Below are 19805 nucleotides of genomic sequence, written 5' to 3' on the forward strand. Positions count from 1 at the left end.
GAGAATCGAATGAGCCTCGATCGCCGATCCGGCTGCCCGATCAACCTTTCGCTGGAAGTGTTCGGCGACCGTTGGAGCCTGATCATCCTTCGCGACATGATTTTTGGCGGCAGGCGGCATTTCCGCGAACTGCTCAACGGATCGATTGAAGGCATTGCCTCCAACATCCTTGCCGACCGGCTGAAGCGGCTGATGGAGTTGGGCATGCTGACCAAGGCCGACGATCCCAGTCACAAGCAGAAGGCGATCTACAGCCTGACTGAGATGGCCATCACGCTGGTGCCGATCCTGGCCCATCTCGGCGCCTGGGGCCGCGTCTGGCTGCCGACAAGCGAGGAACTCTCGATCCGCGCCGAGTTGCTGGAAAAGGGCGGACCGCCGATGTGGGAGAAATTCATGGACGAGTTGCGCCATGAGCATCTGGGCATGCCGCTCGACACGGCATCCGGTCCTTCTGTCCGCGCGACCCTGCAGGCCGCCTATCAAGCCGTGGTCGCCGGCAAGGCTCTCGGCGCCAGCCCGGTCGCCTAATCAACTATTTTCCCCGTTTGGAGGCCGGCTCTGCTAGAACAAGCGGAAACCACAATTCACGGGATTGGATAAGGTCTTGGTTGAGAACTCTCGGGATGCCGCCCGCGCGCGCGCCGATCTGCGTTTCAAGAAGCAGGAAGAGGCGGCCACCGTCCGCCAGAAGGCGATGGCGGAATATGCCGCCGAGAGCGACGCCCGCAAGGCCAAGACCGACAAGCTACGGGCTCTGCGGCTGGCCAAGGAAGCCGAAGACCTCGCCAACGCGCCGGCGGTGCCCGCCAAGAAACCTGCCCGCGCCAAGAAGAAATAGCCGCACGGCCCTTCGGCAACCCGGCCTGACCAGCGGCACCGTTCGCCTGTCGATTCAGCCGCTCGCCGACGCGGTCCTGGCGACAGCGGCCCCCCATCCCGCCGCTTCACAAGAAGCAATTTCAACCGAAACCGGGATTGCTTCGGCCGGCTGGCCATCGATGATTGTCCCTTTCCCAACAGGAGATTGCCATGACCGCACTGCCGCTCGAAAAAGCCCGGCAAATCATCGATGCCGCCTTCGCCAAGGGCGCCGAACTCAAGTTCAAGCCGCTCGGCGTCTCGGTTCTTGACGCCGGCGGCCATCTGGTCGCCTTCGAGCGCCAGGACGGCGCCTCGTTCCTGCGCCCGCAAATGTCGGCGGGCAAGGCCTATGGCGCGTTGGCCATTGGCATGGGCTCGCGCAAGGTCGAGGCCTTCGCCAAGGAGCGCCCGCATCTGGTCGCCGGCATCTCCGACGTGTCGGGTGGACGTGTGCTGCCGGTCGTCGGCGGGGTGCTGATCCGCGACAAGGCCGGCACCATCATCGGCGCCGTCGGCATTTCTGGCGACACGTCGGACAATGACGAGGCCGCGGCCATCGCCGGCATCGAGACCGCCGGCTTCACCGCGGATCCGGGCTGAGTACTTAGTTGAGGTTGATGTCCCGGCTCGCCGACCGCATCGACACGGCGAACCCGGCCAGCACATCGAACAGCGCGATGATCATCAGCGTGAAGAAGATGGAATGCGCCGCGCCCTTGACCAGCAGGAACTCGACCAGGAAGGCGACGAAGACCAGCGTCGACAGGAGATGGTCCATGATCGAGGCGCTGGTCGTGCGCGCCGACTTCACCATTTCGAGGAACAGGAAGATCAGGCCGATCAGTATCATCAGGTCGCCGAGCGTCATCGAGAACACCCCGCCCGACATCATGCGGAACGAGAAGATCTCGCTCGCCCACGGGTCATCGCCGCCGCCGAAGATTCCGAGCAGGCCAAGATTGTAGAAAATGAAAGGCACGATCAAAAGCGGGACGGCACCGAACATCTGGCGTCTCCATATGGGGGCACCTTCTGTAGAATGCGCCACAGCCACGCCGTCAAGATTTTTCGTGCCAAGCCGCAAACACGGTCGAAGACCGAATGCAACAACCATGTCAGCCGACACGGAGCGAGCGTAGGAAAGAGGCTCAGCGCTTGAAGGAGCCGGCGCGCGCTACCCGCCAGTGGGATGGCAGTCTGGGCCTCGGCCGTCAGGTTCGCCAAACGCAAAAAGACCGGCCTGAGGCCGGTCCTTTGCAACTCAACCCTTCAAAAAAGCTGGTCTCAGCTTTCCTTGGGGGTCAGCACCTGGCGACCGCGATACATGCCGGTCTTCAGGTCGATGTGATGCGGGCGGCGCATTTCGCCGGAATTCTTGTCCTCGACATAGGTCGGGGCCTTGAGGGCGTCGGCCGAGCGGCGCATGCCGCGCTTGGACGGAGAGGTTTTGCGTTTCGGAACGGCCATGGATATGCTCCATTACATGGTCAAAAGCCCCGCCCGCCCTCGTGAAAGGGCCATGTCGGGGCCTAAATCTGAGAAAGTCGGGTGCCTATACACGCCTGACACCGTTTTGGCCAGCACTGCCATGAATTTTTTTGAGTCGGTTACTCCAGACAGCCGACATAGGCGCCTGAGCGACCGGCACGCCGTTCGATCAGATTGGCCAACCTTCTCAAGCCCGGCCCGGGTTTGGCCGGATTGCGGGCGATGGGGTTGGGCAAGGCGACGGCGAGAAGTGCGGCCTGCCGGCGCGACAGCTGTTTTGCCGGAATGCCGAAATGGTGCTGCGCCGCCGCCTCGATGCCGTAGATGCCCGGCCCCCATTCGGCGATGTTGAGATAGATCTCCATGATACGGCGTTTCGACATCACCGCGTCGAAATAGACGGCCAGCGGCAGTTCGACGACCTTGCGCACCGAGCCCAGCGGACGGGACCAGAGAAAAAGGTTCTTCACCGTCTGCATGGTGATGGTCGAGGCACCGCGCGTCGCCTCGCCGGCCAGCGCATCGTCGACTACCCCTCTGAGTTCGCCGAGATCGACGCCACGGTGGAAGCAGAACTGCCCGTCCTCCGACATGATGACGGAGTGAGCCAGCACCGGCGCGACATCGTCGATCGACACCCAGCGCCGGTCATAGCCGGAGAAGGTCGCCAGATCCTTCAGCATCAGCGTCGACACCGGGTGCACGAAGGACGGCAGGTAAAGGAAGGTCAGCACGGTCGGGATCAACGCCAGTACGGCGGCCACGACAAGGCCGCGCCGGACCCGGCGCCTGAGACCGCGACGGTTCACGCCGCGCGATCTCGTCGCCATGTCCAGCTTTTCGGTTTCATGATCGACGATCGGTTCCGCCAAGCCGCCCAACCCGTGCTTCTCCTCGCTCCGGCATAATGGCGCTTGCCTTCTTGCGCAACGTCTGAGTGTCGGCTACCGGTCCCGACCATGACGAATGACGACGAAATGGCGTTCGAAATGGCGCTCATCAGGCGGGCAGCGGCCGTCGAGGTGCTGCTGCGGCGCTTGCTCGACGATCGCCCGCTTTCGGGTGAGATCGCGCGGCCCGATCAGCTGATGGCGGCGATGCGCCATGGCGTGCTGAACGGCGGCAAGCGCCTGCGCCCCTTCCTGGTCATGGAAAGTGCCGCCCTTTTCTCCGCCGACGGCGAAGCAGCACTGCGCGTCGCGGCGGCACTCGAATGCGTGCATTGCTATTCGCTGATCCATGACGATTTGCCGGCGATGGATGACGATGATCTGCGCCGTGGCCAGCCGACAGTGCACAGGGCCTTCGACGAGGCAACCGCGATCCTGGCCGGCGACGCATTGCTGACCCTGGCCTTCGACATCATCGCCGGCGAGGCGACCGTACTGCCGGCGGAGCGGCGAGCGGCCCTGGTGCTGGCGCTTGCCCGTGCGGCCGGAGCCGGCGGCATGGTCGGTGGCCAGAAGCTCGACCTCGAAGCCGAGCAAACGCCGCCCGACGAGGCGGGCATCATAACGCTGCAGGCAATGAAGACCGGCGCGCTGATCCGCTTCGCCTGCGAGGCCGGCGCCATCATCGCCGGCGTTGCGGCCGAGGACCGCGAAAGACTGGCTGAGTTCGGCTCGGCCATCGGCCTTGCCTTCCAGCTCGCCGACGACCTGCTCGACCTGACCGCCGACGCTAGCCAGATGGGCAAGGCGACCGGCAAGGACGCCGCCGCCGGCAAGGGAACGCTGGTGGCGCTGCACGGTGCGAATTGGGCGCGCAGCCAGCTGCACGGCCTTGTCGGGCAGGCCCACGCGCTGCTCGATCCCTTTGGTGACAAGGCGGCGCTGCTGAAGGAGGCTGCGACCTTCATCGCGACGCGCAACAGCTGAGTGCCCCCCGATGTCGGTGCGGGTTCAGAGACAAACGGGAGATCAACTTCGATGTCGGCCAATCTGTTCGATCTCAGCGGGCGCCAGGCACTCGTAACCGGCTCGTCGCAAGGCATCGGGCTCGCTCTGGCCAAGGGCCTGGCGCAAGCCGGCGCGAGCGTGATCCTCAACGGCCGTGACGCGGCCAAGCTCGGCGCCGCGGCGGCACAGATCCCCGGGGCGCAAACGCTTGTCTTCGACGCGACCGACCATGACGCGGTTCGCGCCGCGATCGACAATTTCGAGCTGTCCGGCGTGCCCATCGACATATTGGTCAACAATGCCGGCATGCAGTTCCGCACGCCGCTCGAGGATTTTCCCGCCGATGCGTTCGAGCGCCTGCTGCAGACCAATGTCGCCAGCGTCTTCCATGTCGGCCAGGCGGCTGCGCGCCACATGATCAGCCGCGGCCGTGGCAAGATCATCAACATCGCTTCCGTGCAGACCGCCCTTGCCCGCCCCGGCATCGCCCCCTACACGGCGACGAAGGGTGCGGTCGGCAACCTCACCAAGGGCATGGCAACCGACTGGGCCAAACATGGCCTGCAATGCAACGCCATCGCCCCCGGCTATTTCGACACGCCGCTCAATGCAGCCCTCGTCGCCGATCCGGCTTTCACCGGCTGGCTCGAAAAGCGCACCCCGGCCGGCCGCTGGGGCAAGGTGGAGGAACTGGTCGGAGCCTGCGTGTTCCTGGCCTCCGACGCCTCGTCCTTCGTCAACGGCCATATCCTCTATGTCGACGGCGGCATCACCGCATCGCTCTGATCTTCCCGCCGCGCGGACGAACAATCGCGCTGGTCGCGCGAACGAAATCTTAATGTAAATGAAGCGTAATCCCGGTCGTTAAAATAATGCGTATGTGTTGGGGTTGCGCATGCCGGAATATTCTTCCTTCATCCGGTTTGTCCGGATTCGCTATCTTTCAGGATTGCTGATTTTCGCGCTGGCTTCCACGGCCATCATGGTTGCGCTCAACCGTGTCAATTCCTTCCGCCATGAGGTTGACGCGCTGAGCAGCAACCTCGTCGTCTTCACCCGCGACCTGCGCAACGCGACCAGCTTCGCCGAGACGACGGGTTCCGCCTGGCGCAACGAAACACGCGACGCGTTGACCGCCTCGGCCCGCGACCATTCCGAACGCCTGACCAACGAAATCGACACGCTGACCGCCCAGTTCGCCGCGCTGCGCTCGCGCCTGTCGGCCAAGACCCTCAACGAGCTCGAAACCGCCTCGGTCAACGGCGACCTGTTCTGGTCGGCGCATGACATGGTGCGCAACTTCAACCTGATGTCGGTGGCGCAGAAGGCCGATGAATGGAGCTATCGGGAAATCCGCAACCAGAACGACCTGTTCGTCCAGCCGATGCTGGTCCGCGTCCGCACCGCCATGGACGAAGAGCGCCATCTGGCCGATGCGTCCAGCGACCGGTTGCTGCTGTGGGCGAGCGGCCTGTTGTTCGGCGTCCTGGCCATCGTCGCCTTCTGGATCTTCCGGCCGATGGAGCAGGCGATCCGCCGCGCCTTTGCCCAGTCGGCCGAATCCCTTTTCAAGGCAGAGGCCGCCGATCGCGCCAAGTCGGAATTCCTGGCCAATATGAGTCACGAGATCCGCACGCCGATGAACGGCGTGCTCGGCATGGCCGAACTCTTGGCCAAGACCGAACTCACCCCACGCCAGAAGACCTTCACCGACGTCATCGTCAAATCCGGCAATGCGCTGCTCACCATCATCAACGACATCCTCGATTTCTCCAAGATCAACGCCGGACAGCTCACCCTGGACCCTTCCCCCTTCCGTCTCACCGAAGCGGTCGAGGACGTGGCGACACTGGTCTCGGCGCGCGTCGCCGAAAAGAACCTCGAACTGATCGTGCGCGTCGATCCGCGCCTGCCGGCCCATGTCGTCGGCGACGCCGGCCGCTTCCGGCAGATCGTCACCAATCTGGTCGGCAATGCGGTGAAGTTCACCGAGAAGGGCCATGTGCTGATCGATGTCGGCGGCGAAACCGTCAACGATGTCGTCCAGCTCAGGCTGCGGGTCGAGGACACCGGCATCGGCATCCCGGCCGAGAAACTGCAGAACGTGTTCGAGAAATTCGCGCAGGTCGACGGCTCCTCGACCCGGCGTCACGAAGGCACCGGCCTTGGCCTTGCCATCGCCGCCCGCCTCGTCGACCTGATGGCCGGCAAGATCGGCGTCGAGAGCGAGATCGGGCGCGGCTCCGTCTTCTGGTTCGCGGTGCCGCTGCCTGTGCATCATGCCGAGGCACGCGAAGCGATCGTGCCTGTCGACGTCACCGGCGCGCGCGTGCTGGTCATCGACGACAATCCGGTCAACCGCGAAATCCTGCTAGAGCAGCTCAGAAGCTGGAGCTTCGACTGCGCCGCCGCCGAAAGCGGCGCCGTGGGGCTGGCCTTCCTCGATCGCGCCTGCCAGCTGGGCGCCAGCGTCGACTGCATCATCCTGGACTACCAGATGCCCGGCATGAATGGCGCCGATGTCGCCCGGGCCATCGCCGCCGACAGCCGGCTGTCGGCCATCCCGATCGTCATCCTGACCTCGGTCGACCAGGTCGATTTCGGCAAGATGATCATCGATTTCGGCATATCGGCGCATCTGACCAAGCCGGCGCGTTCGGCGGTCCTGCTCGGCACCGTCATCTCGGTCATCCAGAAGGCTCGCTCGCAGGTCGGCAAGGCGCAGTTCATCCGCGAACCGGTCCAGCCGAAGCCGGTGCCGCAGGCGGCTCCGCCCGCCTTCACCGTTATCCGTGGCCCGGCCATGCCGGTCATGGCGGTGCCGGAATCGACCGCCACGCCGAACGGCCCGATCGACATCCTCATCGCCGAGGACAATGAGGTGAACCAGCTGGTGTTCGGCCAGATCCTCAACGGGCTCGGTCTGAGTTACCGCATCGCCGGCAACGGCCGCACGGCGGTCGAGATGTACCGGTCGCTGCATCCGAAACTGATCCTGATGGATGTCTCTATGCCCGAGATGAACGGCTACGAGGCAACCCGGGCCATCCGGGCGATCGAGACCTCGTCGGGCGGTCACATCCCGATCATCGGCGTCACCGCGCATGCGCTGAAGGGCGACCGCGACAAGTGCATCGAGGCCGGCATGGACGACTATCTGCCGAAGCCGGTTTCGCCCGACCGGCTGGGGACGAAAATCGGCACCTGGCTCAGCGAGACGGTGGTGGCCAAGACGGCGTGAGATACGTCCGGCCGGGCTGGCTGATCAGCGCAGCCGACCGACCGGGATGATTTCCGGAGAGGTGTCCGCATAGGGTTCGCCCTGCCAGTCGCCGAGCCATTGCTCCACCAGCAGGCCAGCGTCATCCAGCATCCCGGCAATATCTTCCTTCTTCGGAAACGCTATTTTCGATTCAGCGCCCAGAATTGGTCTGCCGCCCGGAATTTCATAGAAGGTCGAATAGGTGACCACCGCACTGGCGGCATTCCAGTCGGCATCATACCAAGCCCTGACCGCGCCAAGGCTGGGATGCTCCACAATCCTTTCCGAGCGCTGCGGGGTCCATTCCAGCCACGCCTCCACGGCGGGATTTCGCGTGTCGAAGATAAAGCGCCCACCAGGACCGAGATGTTCGGCGATGGTGCACAGCACTGCCCGCTGATCCTGTTCGGTCAGGAAAACCTGGAAAACGTGACCGGTCAGCAGCACCAGATCGAACCGTTTTCCGAGCCGCACCGTTCGCGCGTCGGCAACAACCCAGTCGACCTTGTCACCGCCGGTCCTGCGTCGCGCGATATCGAGCATGGCCGATGCGGGATCGACACCGGTGACGTGGCGCCCTTGGGCCATTTCGGCGGCCAGTTGACCGGTGCCGCAACCAAGATCGAGAACCGAGCCGCCATCCCGGGCAAGACCGACGCAATAGTCAAAATCGGCGCGGCCATCCTGATTCTCGATGTCGTAGAACTGAACGAAGTCGGGATCATTGTAGATCGGATCGGTCATGCCGCCGCCTATAGCCCAAATGCTTGCCATGCGCGACAGGCGCAATCTACGTCGTCGATTAGGTTGCGACCTTGCTCGGCCTTCATACTCAGCCGGCCGCATCCAGACGATAGCGGCGCATCCAGTCGAGGCTTGTCTCGTCGGCGAGCTTTGCGACGCCCGGCCGGATGTCCCCGGCATTCGGCGGCGGAACGCCGAGGGCCTCGCAGATGCCCAGCAAGGCCGCCGCCGGATCGGCAGAGAGACGATCGTAGCCGACGCGCAGCGGGGTCAGGCCTTGCGCCGCGAACCAGATGTTCCAGGCCGTGTCATAGGCTTCGAGCTTGGCGAGTTCCCCTTTGATCCGTTCGAAATCATATCGGGGTTCTTGCGCCGGTGCGACCCTTTCGATCTCGGTGCCGTCCGGCGCAATATGCCAAAGGCCGGTCTGCTGTGCCTTGATCAGCGAGATCGCCTGCGCAAGCTTGTTCTCACGCGACAGGTGGTTGTAGAGAATGCGGCCAAAGGCCTTTTCGAAGCGCGCTGTGTCTGACGCCAGCCCTGGGAAAATCCGGTCGAGGATCGCCGAAAATTCATCCAGGTTTTCGCGCATCAGGCGCAGGCCGAAGATGCCTGTCCCGCCCTTGCCGGCGGTGATTGCCGCATCGAGATAGGCAACGTCGAATTCAAGCTCGCGCATCGTGTCGCGGGCCGGCAGTTTCCACTCGTCGGCCATTCCGACAGGTCCTGCCGCCGATAGAAGGAGTGCGGATCGCCTGATGTCCCGGTGGAGGCCAGGAGCTTACACAGCAGCGTGCCGCCGGTTCTCGACGTGCCGCAGATAATGTAGGCGTCGAACATCCCGCTGCCCTCGTCGTTCATCACAGGCAGGGCAACCCGGCCGACCCACCGCCGCGAACTACCGGTTGCGTACCACCACGCATGCCCCGCCGACGCTCTGCAATTTCTGGCAGATGACATTAGCGGCGGCACGATCGTCGATCCCGATCCTGACGGCGTAGATGCCGCGCCGGCCGATCGGCGTGCGCACCCGGCTCACCACCGGATCATGCCCCCCGAGCAAGGCCGGAAACCGGCTCCTGACCCTCAGCCACTGGCTGATGGCAGCACTGCGGCGGAAATTGCCGGCCACCTGGACGCCCCATGGCTTGACGTTGATCGAGGCCATCGCCACGGTCCGCGACATGATGACAGGCAGCTTGCGGCAAGCGACGGCAAAATCCGTCTTGGCATCGAGCGGCTCGATTTTTCCGGCATAGGCGGGGTCGGTGAACTTGTCGACCGGCTCGCCCATGACGTCGAAGACGTAGCTCTCGGTCTCCATCGGCAGGAAGCCGCCCGAGCCCAACCAGCGCGAAACCCGGCTTTCGCCGGCATTGTAGGCGGCCGCCGCCAGGCCAAGATTGCCGTAGCTGCTTTTCATTTCGGCGAGATATTTCGCCGAAGCCGGGATCGCCTGGTTGATGTCGAAGGAGTTTTCGAGCCCGCGCATCTTGGCGGTGCCCGGCATGAACTGGGCGATGCCTTCGGCGCCGACGGGGCTGACGGCATTGGGGTCGAAACGGCTTTCCTTCCAGATCAGCCTGGCGAAGAAATCCCGCGGCAGGCCGTTCTGGTCGGCATGGGCCTGGATCAGGTTGCAGACCTTGTCGATCAGTCGTTGCTTGGCCGATTGCGGCGGATCGGCTGGAACCGATGTCGAGCACCCCAGGGCGCAAAGCAGAACCAGCGTCACCGCGAGGAAACGCTGCATTTCGTCTACTCCGCCGCGGCTTTGCCGCCGCGCCCAAACCTCTGCTCGATATAGTCGGCGACCATTTTTTCGAAATCCGCTGCGATCGACGGTCCGCGCAGCGTCGCCGCCTTCTTGCCGTCGACGAAGACGGGCGCCGTCGGCGTCTCGCCGGTGCCGGGCAGCGAAATGCCGATATCGGCATGCTTGGATTCGCCCGGGCCGTTGACGATGCAGCCCATCACCGCGACCTTCAGGTTCTCGACGCCTGGATATTTTTCGCGCCACACCGGCATGTTCTTGCGCAGGTCGGCCTGGATGTTCTGGGCAAGCTCCTGGAACACGGTGGAGGTCGTGCGGCCGCAGCCGGGGCAAGCCGCGACGATCGGCACGAACTGGCGGAACCCCATGGTCTGCAGCAGTTCCTGCGCCACCTGCACCTCACGCGTGCGGTCGCCATTCGGCTCCGGCGTCAGCGAGATGCGAATGGTGTCGCCAATGCCTTGCTGCAAGAGGATGCCCATGGCGGCGGACGAGGCGACGATGCCTTTCGAGCCCATGCCGGCCTCGGTGAGGCCGAGATGCAGCGCATGGTCGGAGCGGGTGGCAAGCTCGGTGTAGACGGCAACCAGGTCCTGCACGCCGCTGACCTTGGCCGACAGGATGATCTTGTCGCGGCCAAGGCCGATCTCTTCGGCCATTTCGGCCGACAGGATCGCCGACTGCACGATCGCCTCGCGCATCACTTCCTGCGCCGTCAGCGGAAAACCCTTGCCCTGGTTGTCGTCCATCAGCCGGGTCAGAAGCTCCTGGTCGAGCGAACCCCAATTGACGCCGATGCGCACCGGCTTGTCGTGCTTGATCGCCATTTCGACGATATCGGTGAACTGCCGGTCCTTCTTGTCCTTGAAGCCGACATTGCCCGGATTGATGCGGTATTTGGCCAGTGCCTCGGCGCAGGCCGCATGATCAGCCAGAAGCTTGTGGCCGATATAGTGGAAGTCGCCGACCAGCGGCACATTCATGCCGAGGCGCTGGAGCCGTTCATGAATGCGCGGAACGGCGGCCGCGCTCTCGTCGCGGTCGACGGTGATGCGCACGATCTCGGAGCCGGCGCGGTGCAGTGCCGCGACCTGCGCGACGGTCTGATCGATGTCGGCCGTGTCGGTGTTGGTCATCGACTGCACCACGACAGGCGCGCCGCCGCCGACGACCACGCCGCCGACATCGACGCCGACCGAGGTGCGGCGGGGGAAGGGAAAGGAAAAATATCCGGTCATGCCGGCAGCCTTTTGTCTCTGGAGCCCATGCGTCCGCCCGGACGCACAAGCACTCCCCGGGGGCCGATGCGCTGAGGTTCGGGCATGAGGTGGAGGAGCAAAGATGGCTTGTCAATGGCGACAGGTCGCCACTGGCAGCAATTGATCCCGGCCGGCGAGCTGAAACAGAACAAGACCCGGCTGTGGCCAGGGGAAAAATCGGAAAGGATATCAGCTGCGGCTTATGATATAGTGCTGAAAATCAAACCACCAGTACCGGCGGCGATTGCCGCCGGCAAGGAAGACCGCATAGTGGCGGCTATGTCAGTCGGGCATCAATGCGTGGTCGGTTGCGCTTTCAGTTTCTCAATCGCATCCTTGAGTGCCAGCTTGCGTCGCTTGAGATTCACGATTTCGAGGTCGTCCACCGACGGGTGGTTCATCGCGTCATCGATTTCGCGTTCGATGTCGCCGTGTTTCCGCTGCAACTCATCAAGATGGGATGCAAGAGACATGATTGGTTCTCCCTTTCATGGTTTTCCTCGATTGCAGCCGTCACGGCGCGTCCACCGCAGGTCGCTTCTGTGACGGCACAATGACACTTTGCCACCTTCCGACTGCGATGTCGAATGCTGCGTGGTAGCATTCCACGACAAGGTGAAATGTGATATGGCCTGCGCGCCGGTGGCAGAAATTGCCACCCCCGCCCAATCAGGCCCATTTTTTTGGGCGCCGCAGACGTGCAGACGGTAGAGAATGTCCGATCAGGAACAGGCCGATATTCGCCTCGAATTTTCCCGGCTGAAGCAGGAACACGCCGATTTCGATGCCGCGATCAACGCGATGATCGCCACCAATTGCGACCCGCTGCAAATCCAGCGCATGAAGAAGAAGAAGCTGGCGCTCAAGGACCGGCTGATGAAGCTGGAAGACAAGATCATTCCAGACATCATCGCCTGAACGCTTTCCCCTATCCGCCGATCGAAAGCCTGGCCGCGCGATCGCGCAGCAGGCCGATGAGACTGCCGGTGCGCTCGTCGGACGTATCGATGGGAACCACCAGGCACATCGTCGCCTCGACCTTGCCCGGTGCTGAAAAGACCGGCACGGCAAGGCACTTCGTATAGGCATCGACCAGGCCCGAGGTGACGCAGTAGCCGGTCACCCCAGCCTTGGCGATGTCGTCGATGAAATCGTCGAGCCGCAGCTTGCGGCCGTCGGGCAGCACGAGATCGTCTTCCGACACCATGGCTTCGACCTCGGCCCGCTCCAGCCCCGCCAGAAGCAGCCGGCCAGACGCGGTCCAGGGCAGCGGTATCTGCAGGCCGGTGGCGGAGCTGATGCGAAACGGCCTGGTGCCTGGGCTGGAGTGGACGATGGTGTAGCGGCCGCTCTGCAGCATGCACAATTCCGAGGTCTCGCCGGTCTCGCGCGACAGATGGTCGACCTCCTGGCGCCCGCGCCGCAGCAGGTCGTTGCCGCGCACATAATCCATTCCATAGAGATAGAGCTTCTTGCCGAAATAGACGCGGTTGCCGTCGCCCGCCATTTCCAGCAGGCCGGCGTCGACCAGCGACCGCACCAGCGTGTAGGTCGTCGAGCGGGGAGCATTCACCCCCTTGGCAAGGTCGCCAATGCCGATCGCCCGCTGCGTCGTGTGCAGGAAGTCCAGGATCTCGAGCACCCGGTTGAGGCCCTTCTCGCGGGAGGCCGTCGTCTTTTCGTCGGCCGAAACGGCCAAGGCATTGCCATCTTGCATTGTCGATTCCTGGTGTTAGTATCTGTCTTGTACAGGATACATGCGTCTCTTGTAAGAGACAATCGCTTTGAAATCATCGACGTGTGTCTTTGCCTGTGCATGGGGAACACAACACGAAAGGAGGTCGCCGTGAACGACACATCCGGAAGACGTGATTTTCTGAAATTGGGAATGGCGGGACTGGCCGCCACCGGCGTGCTGGCAACCGTCGATGCGCAGAAGGCGGCCGCCCAGGCGGCATCAGACAGCCTGCTGCGCACCGTGCTCGACCGCGGCAAGCTTATCGTCGGCACCGGCAGCACGAACGCGCCCTGGCATTTCGAGAACGATGCCGGCGAACTGGTCGGCATGGACATCACCATGGGACGCATCCTGGCCAAGGGTCTGTTCGACGATCCGACCAAGGTCGAATTCGTCATGCAGGATCCTGCGCAGCGCATTCCCAACGTCACCACCAACAAGGTCGACATCACCATCCAGTTCATGACGATGACGGCGCAGCGCTCGCAGCTGATCAACTTCTCCCGGCCGTACTATGTCGAAGGCGTCGCCTTGCTGACGCTGCCCACCGCCGAGAACAACACCTTCGACAAGCTGCTTGCCGGCGGTTCGGCGACGCGCATCTCCATCCTGCAGAATGTCGATGCCGAAAGCTCCGTCCACTTTGCCTTGCCACAGGCACAGGTGCTGCAGATCGACACCCAGGCCAACGTGCTGCAGGCGCTGGAATCCAAGCGCGCCGACGCGGCAGCCGTCGACCTGTCCACCGTGCGCTGGCTCGCCTCGCGCAATCCGGACAAATATTTCGACGCCGGCAAGAGTTGGTATTCGATGCTCTACGGCGCGGCCTTGCGGCAGGGCGACCTCGACTGGCTGACCTTCGTCAACCAGACCTTCACCATCGCCATGTTCGGCCATGAATCGGCACTCTACGACGCCGCCTTCAAGGATTATTTCGGTCAGGAACCGCCGGCACGCCATCCCGGCTTCCCGGTCATCTGATCCCGGATCGCGGAAGGGCGGCATTCCAGCCCTTCCGCGATCCATTCGACGGTCTTCACACCGAGGCGCACGCATGGGCTATGCCCTCAATTTCAACCTGATCTGGCGGCATTTCGACAAGCTGTGGGGCGGTCTGCTGCTCAGCCTCGAGCTTGCGGTGATCTCGATCGCCATCGGCACCGTCATCGGCCTGGTGCTCGCGGTCTGGTACGTCTCGGCCGGACGCGTGGTACGGGCCATCATCGCCGCCTATGTCGAATTCATCCGCAACGTGCCGCTGATCCTGCTCGTCTATCTCGTCTTCTACGGGGTGCCGACCGTGGTCGACCTGGCCTACAGCGCGCCGACCTCGTTCGTCCTGACGCTGTCGGTCTATAGCGGCGCCTATCTGGTCGAGGTGTTTCGCTCGGGCCTCGAGGCCGTCCCGCGCGGCCAGCTCGATGCCGGCAAGGCGATCGGCCTGACGCCCTGGCAAAGGCTCATCCATGTGCGCCTGCCGACCATGCTGCGCATCACGCTGCCGGCGCTGTCCAACACCTTCATCTCGCTGTTCAAGGACACCTCGATAGCCTCGGTCATCTCGGTGCCCGAGCTCACCTTCGGCGCCCAGTGGATCAACTTCAACACCTTCCGCATCGTCGAGGTCTATCTGGTGACGACGGCGATGTATCTGGTGACCGGCTACATCCTGCTCTTCGGGCTCAGGCTCGTCGAGCGCCGGTTCAGGGCGGCGCGCTGACATGGCGAGCCAGATCCTCTACGCCCTGCCCTTCCTCGCCAAAGGCTTCGCCTTGACCCTTTGGGTGTCGCTCCTGGTCGTCACCCTGTCGCTCATCGCCGGCGTCCTGCTTGGCGTCGGCCTGGTCTATGGCCCCGCCCCGCTGCGCTGGGCGGTGCGCATCTTCTCCGACACCATCCGCGGCATTCCGATCCTGGTGCTGATGTTCTTCGTCTATTACGGCCTGCCGGCGGTCGGGCTGCATCTGCCGTCCTTCTGGGCGGCCGTGCTGGCGCTCACCCTGTTCAAGACCGCGCAGGTCATCGAATATCTCAGGGGCGCGGTCGCCTCGATCCCGAAAGGCCAGTCCGAGGCCGCGATGGCGATCGGGCTGACCTTCCGCCAGCGGCTCACCTCCGTCATCTTCCCGCAGGCCTTCAGGCGCTTCCTGCCGCCCTGGATCAACGGCGTCACCGACGCGGTCAAGGGCAGCGCACTGGTCTCGCTGCTCGGCATCACCGATCTGATGCAGGCCATCAACCAGGTCATCGGCCGTACCTACGAGGCGATGCCGCTCTATATCCTCGGCGCGCTCATCTATTTCGCGGTCAACTACGCGCTCTCGCTCGCCAGCCGGCGGCTCGAGCGGCGCTTTGCCTTCATTCGGGAATAGCAAGATGTCCGACGCCACAAACGCCAGTCCCGCGCTGCTCGACGTGCGCGATGTCTCCAAGGCCTTCGGCACCGTCGAGGTGCTGCGTTCCGTCAGCCTTCAGGTGAAGCGCGGCGAAGTGGTCACCGTTATCGGCCCCTCGGGCAGCGGCAAGACCACGTTGCTGCGCTGCGTCAACTTCCTCGAAAGCTACGACTCAGGCTCGATCCGCATCGACGGCAAGGAGGTCGGCTATCGCGAGGCCGGAACGCGCCAGCGCCGCAGCGAACGCGACTTGGCTGCGATGCGCGCCGAGACCGGCATGGTGTTCCAGAGCTTCAACCTGTTTCCGCACCTCACCGCGGCCGGCAACATCATGCTCGGGCTCACCAAGGTGCGGGGAAAGAGCCAGACCGAGGCGCGCCAGATCGCCGAGCATTGGCTCGGCCGCGTCGGCCTCGCACACAAGGCCGACAGCCTGCCGGCCGAGCTCTCCGGCGGCCAGCAGCAGCGCGTCGGCATCGCGCGCGCCGTCGCGATGGAGCCGAAAATCCTTTTGCTCGACGAGATCACCTCGGCGCTCGACCCCGAACTGGTCGGCGAGGTGCTGGCCGTGGTGCGCAGCCTGGCCGAAGATGGCATGACCATGCTGATGGTGACGCATGAAATGGCCTTCGCCCGCGACGCTTCGAGCCGCATCGTCTTCATGGCCGATGGCGGCGTCAGCGCCGTCGGCCCGCCCAAGGAAATCCTGGCGGCGGAAACCAGCAATGAGCGCCTCCGCACCTTCCTGGCGCGCTTCCGCGCCTCGCATTTCTGACATTGGACGGCCGGTGCCGTCCCAAGGAGCCTGCTTCCATGACGCCTTACATCCGGCTCGCCGAACTCGGCCTGACGCTGCCCGAGCCGCCGACGCCCATCGCCAACTTCGTTACCCATGCCGAGAGCGGGCGATTGATCTTCCTGTCGGGCCAGGGGCCGCTGCGCGCCGACGGCACGCTCTGCACCGGCAAGGTCGGCGAGGACGTGACCGTCGAGCAGGCCTATGAGCATGCGCGCCTGACCGGGCTTAATCTGCTGGCCGTCATGCATGCCGCCGCCGGCGATCTCGGCCGCATCGTGCGCGTCGTCAAGCTGCTCGGCTTCGTCAACGCGACGCCGACCTTCAGCGACCATCCGAAAGTGGTCAATGGCTGCTCGGACCTGTTCGCCGATGTCTTCGACAAGATCGGCGGCCATGCCCGCTCGGCGATCGGCGTCGGCTCGCTGCCTGGAAACATCACTGTCGAAATCGAGGCGGTCGTCGAGATCGCCGCCTGACCTGCTACTCACGGGATCCGCTCACATGAAAACCTATTCCGACACCGGCTCCAACACCACCATTCGCGAACGGCTGGGTTTGCGGCCGATCATCAATGTCTCCGGCACCATGACCGCGCTCGGCGCATCGATCATCGTTCCGGAGGCGATCGGCGCCATGGCGGAGATGGCCTCGCAATGGGTGGAGATGGATGATCTGCAGCGCGCCGCGAGCACGGTGGTGGCGCGCCTCACCGGTGGCGAGGCCGGCTTCATCACCGCCTGCTGCGCCAGCGGCATCACCATGGCGATCGCCGGTGCAATAACAGGAACCAGCCTGCTCGCCATCGAGCGCCTGCCTGATGACACCGGCGACCTCAAATCGGAGGTCGTCATCCAGCTTGGCCACATCGTCAATTACGGCGCCCCGATCGACCAGTCGATCCGCGTCGCCGGCGCCAGGGTGGTGCCCGCCGGCACGGTCAGCGTCACCCAGGACTACCATGTGCGCGAAGCGATCAACGAGCGCACGGCGGCTGGCCTCTATGTCGTCGCCCACCACACGGTGCAGTACGGCATGCTGTCGCTGGAGGAATTCTGCGAGATCTGCCACGCCAAGGGCGTGCCGGTGATCGTCGATGCGGCGTCCGAATATGATCTGCGCGGTTTTCTCGCCCGCGGCGCCGACGTCGTCATCTACAGCGGCCACAAATTCCTCTCAGGTCCGACCAGCGGCATCGTCACCGGTCGCAAGGATCTGGTGCGGGCAGCCTATCTGCAGAACCGCGGCGTGGCGCGGGCCATGAAGGTCGGCAAGGAAAGCATCGCCGGCACCATGGCGGCACTGGAAGCCTGGGAGAAGCGCGATCACGCCGGCATCCGCCGGCGCGAGGAGGCGGCGCTCAATCTCTGGAAGGACGCGTTGCAGGGACTGTCGGGCATCCTTGCCAAGATCATCCCGGACCCGACAGCCAATCCGCTCGACCGGCTGCAGATCTTCGTATCGCCGGAGAGCCGCTTCAGCGCCGCCGGCCTCGCCTCGGCGCTGGCGGCCGGCACGCCGCCGATCATCGTGCGCAACCACGAAGTCGAGCGCGGCCACTTCTTCCTCGACCCCTGCAATCTGCATCCCGGCGAGGCCGAGATCGTCGCCGAGCGGTTGCGTGCCGTGCTGACCGCGAAGGACCGTCCCGCCGATGCGATGAAGACCGCGCGGAAGGATTCTTCCGGCGCACTGCGCTGGCCGGATTGAGCGCCAGGCCAACCATCCCAAACCACCCGCGATCACGCGACTGTGAACAGCCGGATCGCGGGTGGTTTGGGAATAAATCGGCGCCGCGACAAGTCTCCTCGGCATACGCCACCACTGGCGTTGAGGAGACCGGCATGCCCCATCATTGCAAGGACAGCGAACACGGCGTCGGGCGTGGCGATGCGCTGGCGAGCATGATGGTCGTCAGGCTCTCCTTCGTGGCGCTTGACAGCGGTGACGCAGATGAATTCAGTTTCGGCAAGGCAGGCGGCTTTGCCTGCTTCCGGGGGCTTTGCCCCTGCGAGCAGGGCAAGGTCGCCGTCGCATCTTGAGGCGGCACGGCCTGGAGTATCGGATCATGGTACCGCTTTGAGCGAGAGGGCCCTGGCAGAACGCTTCAACGAAGTGGTGCTGCCGCATCTCGGCGACGCGCTGGCGCTGGCCCGATGGCTGACCGGCAATGCCGCCGATGCCGAGGATGTGGTGCAGGACGCCTGCATCAAGGCGCATGCCGGCATATCGGGCTACGCCGGCGGCAACGCCCGCGCCTGGCTGCTGACCATCGTGCGCAACACCTCCTACACCTGGATGGCGCGCAACCGGCCGCGTGTCATGATGGCCGTCGGCGATCTGGGCGACCTCGATGACATGGCGGCGGCGCACGGCACTAGCATGCCCGACGAGGACGGCCCGGAGGCGAGCCTGATCGCCAAGGCCGATAGTGCAGCGCTGGAGGCGGCGATAGCGGCTCTGCCGCAGCCATTTCGCGAGACATTGGTGCTGCGTGATATCAACGGCCTGAGCTATCGCGAGATATCGGCCATGCTTGCCGTGCCGATCGGCACGGTGATGTCCAGGCTGGCCCGCGCCCGTGGCCTGCTCGCGTCAGAATTGGGGAGAGCGTCATGACGCGCGACGACGGACTGCCCAACGATCCCGAAGGTATCAGACTGATGATCCATGCCCTTGTCGATGGCGAGCTTGATGCGGCGGCCGCTCTTGCAGTGGAGCGTCGCATCGCCGCCGACCCCAGGCTTGCCGCCGAGCATGCCCGCATTGTCGCCCTGCAAGGCGCCGTCAGCCGCTTGCCGCGCCCCGATGTCAGCGATGCATTCCGGGCCCGCATCGCGTCGATCGGCATGGCCGGCGCCGAACGGCAGGCGCCGGTCGAGGCGGAGCCGCAGCACGGTACGCCATCGACGCTGCCGGGGTTGATTGCCGGCGCTGGCGGCGGCCAGAGACGGGAAGCCGGAACACGTCCTTCCCAGGCGCGGCCATCACCGAGAGCGCGCCGCTTCGGCTCGTTCGACTGGCGCGCCATGGCCGCGTCGATCATGATCAGCGCAGTGCTGGCCAGCGGGGCGACGCAATGGGTGATGCAGAGCGGCGTCGATGATGGCTTTGCCGCCGCGGTCGCCAGCGGCCATCGCCGCAGCCTACTTGCCGCGAGCCCGATCGACATCGTCTCGTCCGACCGCCATACGGTCAAGCCCTGGCTCGACGCCCGCATCGGCGTCTCGCCGCCGGCCCCCGACCTTGCCCAGGACGGCTACGCGCTGATCGGCGGCCGGGTCGAGGTGATATCCGGACGGCCGGTGCCGGCCCTGGTCTACCGCCACCGCGAGCATCTGATCACGCTGGTCGCCGAACCGCAGCAGGGCGGCAAGACCACGCAGCCGGGCGACCTTTCCTCCGGCGGCTTCTCGATGGTGCACTGGAGCGACGGCGCCTTCTCCTATTGGGCGATCTCCGACATGGAGCGCCCCGAACTCGACGACTTCGTCGCCCGCTTCCGCAAGGCGGCGGTTTAGGCTGGATTATGGCCACCGGCCTTGCCGGTGGCCTGATATCCTTGCCGTCGCTGCCGAATTCCGCT

25 protein-coding genes and 1 pseudogene are annotated in these 19805 nt (G+C 64.4%); 16 read left to right on the top strand and 10 right to left on the bottom strand.

Annotation, left to right across the window (positions count from 1 at the left end):
* Positions 1 to 9 precede the first annotated feature (9 nt).
* From CK227_RS07120 to CK227_RS07130, 3 genes are all read left to right on the top strand, one after another.
* Complete coding sequence (locus CK227_RS07120; protein WP_095772119.1) at positions 10 to 531, top strand: helix-turn-helix domain-containing protein; 522 nt, start codon at positions 10 to 12, stop codon at positions 529 to 531.
* Positions 532 to 607: 76 nt separating this feature from the next.
* The gene (locus tag CK227_RS07125) at positions 608 to 841 is read left to right on the top strand and encodes a hypothetical protein (protein WP_056576497.1); all 234 of its coding nucleotides are present in this window, start codon (positions 608 to 610) and stop codon (positions 839 to 841) included.
* Between the two features lie 191 nt (positions 842 to 1032).
* Positions 1033 to 1464 carry a heme-binding protein gene (locus tag CK227_RS07130; protein WP_095772118.1) on the top strand — a complete coding sequence of 144 codons (432 nt, stop codon included), beginning with the start codon at positions 1033 to 1035 and terminating at the stop codon, positions 1462 to 1464.
* A gap of 4 nt (positions 1465 to 1468) precedes the next feature.
* Here the strand turns inward: CK227_RS07130 and CK227_RS07135 are convergent, their stop codons facing one another.
* The 3 genes from CK227_RS07135 to CK227_RS07145 all read right to left on the bottom strand — a co-directional run bounded on the left by CK227_RS07135 (position 1469) and on the right by CK227_RS07145 (position 3233).
* Positions 1469 to 1870 (bottom strand): hypothetical protein, encoded by a 402-nt coding sequence (locus CK227_RS07135; RefSeq protein WP_095772117.1) that lies wholly within the window; start codon positions 1868 to 1870, stop codon positions 1469 to 1471.
* A 278-nt stretch (positions 1871 to 2148) separates the two neighbouring features.
* Entirely contained in the window at positions 2149 to 2331 is a 183-nt protein-coding gene (gene rpmF, locus CK227_RS07140) for a 50S ribosomal protein L32 (protein ID WP_008834724.1), read from the bottom strand.
* Positions 2332 to 2471: 140 nt separating this feature from the next.
* A complete protein-coding gene (locus CK227_RS07145; RefSeq protein WP_095772116.1) occupies positions 2472 to 3233 on the bottom strand; it encodes a transglycosylase domain-containing protein in 762 nt (253 codons plus the stop codon).
* 96 nt (positions 3234 to 3329) lie between these two features.
* Between CK227_RS07145 and CK227_RS07150 the strand changes: the two genes are divergently transcribed.
* The 3 genes from CK227_RS07150 (at position 3330) to CK227_RS07160 (ending at position 7491) form a co-directional block, all read left to right on the top strand.
* The gene (locus CK227_RS07150) at positions 3330 to 4229 is read left to right on the top strand and encodes a polyprenyl synthetase family protein (protein WP_245318097.1); all 900 of its coding nucleotides are present in this window, start codon (positions 3330 to 3332) and stop codon (positions 4227 to 4229) included.
* Between the two features lie 51 nt (positions 4230 to 4280).
* Positions 4281 to 5036, top strand: coding sequence for an SDR family oxidoreductase (locus CK227_RS07155; protein ID WP_095772114.1), 756 nt, complete (start codon positions 4281 to 4283; stop codon positions 5034 to 5036).
* Positions 5037 to 5145: 109 nt separating this feature from the next.
* Entirely contained in the window at positions 5146 to 7491 is a 2346-nt protein-coding gene (locus CK227_RS07160) for a response regulator (protein WP_095772113.1), read from the top strand.
* 24 nt (positions 7492 to 7515) lie between these two features.
* Here CK227_RS07160 and CK227_RS07165 read toward each other — a convergent pair whose 3' ends face one another.
* The 6 genes and pseudogenes from CK227_RS07165 to CK227_RS07185 form a co-directional block, all read right to left on the bottom strand.
* On the bottom strand, positions 7516 to 8256 hold the full coding sequence (locus CK227_RS07165; protein ID WP_095772343.1) for a class I SAM-dependent methyltransferase: 741 nt from the start codon (positions 8254 to 8256) through the stop codon (positions 7516 to 7518).
* Positions 8257 to 8344: 88 nt separating this feature from the next.
* On the bottom strand, positions 8345 to 8971 hold the full coding sequence (locus tag CK227_RS07170; protein ID WP_245433473.1) for a Stf0 family sulfotransferase: 627 nt from the start codon (positions 8969 to 8971) through the stop codon (positions 8345 to 8347).
* 41 nt (positions 8972 to 9012) lie between these two features.
* A pseudogene (locus tag CK227_RS37975) lies at positions 9013 to 9216 on the bottom strand (Stf0 family sulfotransferase); the annotation flags it as partial.
* The gene (locus CK227_RS07175) at positions 9155 to 10009 is read right to left on the bottom strand and encodes a lytic transglycosylase domain-containing protein (RefSeq protein WP_095772112.1); all 855 of its coding nucleotides are present in this window, start codon (positions 10007 to 10009) and stop codon (positions 9155 to 9157) included. The pseudogene CK227_RS37975 and the gene CK227_RS07175, both read right to left, overlap by 62 nt.
* A gap of 5 nt (positions 10010 to 10014) precedes the next feature.
* Entirely contained in the window at positions 10015 to 11268 is a 1254-nt protein-coding gene (ispG, locus tag CK227_RS07180) for a flavodoxin-dependent (E)-4-hydroxy-3-methylbut-2-enyl-diphosphate synthase (protein WP_095772111.1), read from the bottom strand.
* 314 nt (positions 11269 to 11582) lie between these two features.
* A complete protein-coding gene (locus tag CK227_RS07185) occupies positions 11583 to 11762 on the bottom strand; it encodes a YdcH family protein (protein WP_010911953.1) in 180 nt (59 codons plus the stop codon).
* 241 nt (positions 11763 to 12003) lie between these two features.
* Between CK227_RS07185 and CK227_RS07190 the strand changes: the two genes are divergently transcribed.
* Positions 12004 to 12207: a YdcH family protein gene (locus CK227_RS07190; RefSeq protein WP_010911954.1), complete on the top strand. Its 204-nt coding sequence runs from the start codon at positions 12004 to 12006 to the stop codon at positions 12205 to 12207.
* Positions 12208 to 12217: 10 nt separating this feature from the next.
* Here CK227_RS07190 and CK227_RS07195 read toward each other — a convergent pair whose 3' ends face one another.
* Positions 12218 to 13006: an IclR family transcriptional regulator gene (locus CK227_RS07195; protein WP_095772110.1), complete on the bottom strand. Its 789-nt coding sequence runs from the start codon at positions 13004 to 13006 to the stop codon at positions 12218 to 12220.
* Positions 13007 to 13177: 171 nt separating this feature from the next.
* On the opposite strand from CK227_RS07195, the gene CK227_RS07200 reads away from it, so the two are divergent.
* From CK227_RS07200 to CK227_RS07240, 9 genes are all read left to right on the top strand, one after another.
* The gene (locus tag CK227_RS07200; RefSeq protein WP_179296401.1) at positions 13178 to 14008 is read left to right on the top strand and encodes a transporter substrate-binding domain-containing protein; all 831 of its coding nucleotides are present in this window, start codon (positions 13178 to 13180) and stop codon (positions 14006 to 14008) included.
* Between the two features lie 73 nt (positions 14009 to 14081).
* Positions 14082 to 14747: an amino acid ABC transporter permease gene (locus CK227_RS07205; RefSeq protein WP_095772109.1), complete on the top strand. Its 666-nt coding sequence runs from the start codon at positions 14082 to 14084 to the stop codon at positions 14745 to 14747.
* A gap of 1 nt (position 14748) precedes the next feature.
* Complete coding sequence (locus CK227_RS07210; protein ID WP_095772108.1) at positions 14749 to 15399, top strand: amino acid ABC transporter permease; 651 nt, start codon at positions 14749 to 14751, stop codon at positions 15397 to 15399.
* A 4-nt stretch (positions 15400 to 15403) separates the two neighbouring features.
* The gene (locus tag CK227_RS07215) at positions 15404 to 16198 is read left to right on the top strand and encodes an amino acid ABC transporter ATP-binding protein (protein ID WP_095772107.1); all 795 of its coding nucleotides are present in this window, start codon (positions 15404 to 15406) and stop codon (positions 16196 to 16198) included.
* Between the two features lie 38 nt (positions 16199 to 16236).
* The gene (locus CK227_RS07220; RefSeq protein WP_010911960.1) at positions 16237 to 16698 is read left to right on the top strand and encodes a RidA family protein; all 462 of its coding nucleotides are present in this window, start codon (positions 16237 to 16239) and stop codon (positions 16696 to 16698) included.
* Positions 16699 to 16723: 25 nt separating this feature from the next.
* Complete coding sequence (locus CK227_RS07225) at positions 16724 to 17929, top strand: aminotransferase class V-fold PLP-dependent enzyme (protein WP_095772106.1); 1206 nt, start codon at positions 16724 to 16726, stop codon at positions 17927 to 17929.
* A gap of 134 nt (positions 17930 to 18063) precedes the next feature.
* Positions 18064 to 18261, top strand: a complete 198-nt coding sequence (locus CK227_RS07230; RefSeq protein ID WP_095772105.1) for a hypothetical protein — start codon at positions 18064 to 18066, stop codon at positions 18259 to 18261.
* Positions 18262 to 18298: 37 nt separating this feature from the next.
* Positions 18299 to 18838 (top strand): sigma-70 family RNA polymerase sigma factor, encoded by a 540-nt coding sequence (locus CK227_RS07235; RefSeq protein WP_095772104.1) that lies wholly within the window; start codon positions 18299 to 18301, stop codon positions 18836 to 18838.
* The gene (locus tag CK227_RS07240; RefSeq protein ID WP_095772103.1) at positions 18835 to 19740 is read left to right on the top strand and encodes an anti-sigma factor; all 906 of its coding nucleotides are present in this window, start codon (positions 18835 to 18837) and stop codon (positions 19738 to 19740) included. Before CK227_RS07235 ends, CK227_RS07240 begins: the two co-directional genes overlap by 4 nt.
* The last annotated feature ends 65 nt before the right edge of the window (positions 19741 to 19805 follow it).

This window comes from Mesorhizobium sp. WSM4308 (genome assembly GCF_002294905.1).
Taxonomy (GTDB): Bacteria; Pseudomonadota; Alphaproteobacteria; order Rhizobiales; family Rhizobiaceae; genus Mesorhizobium.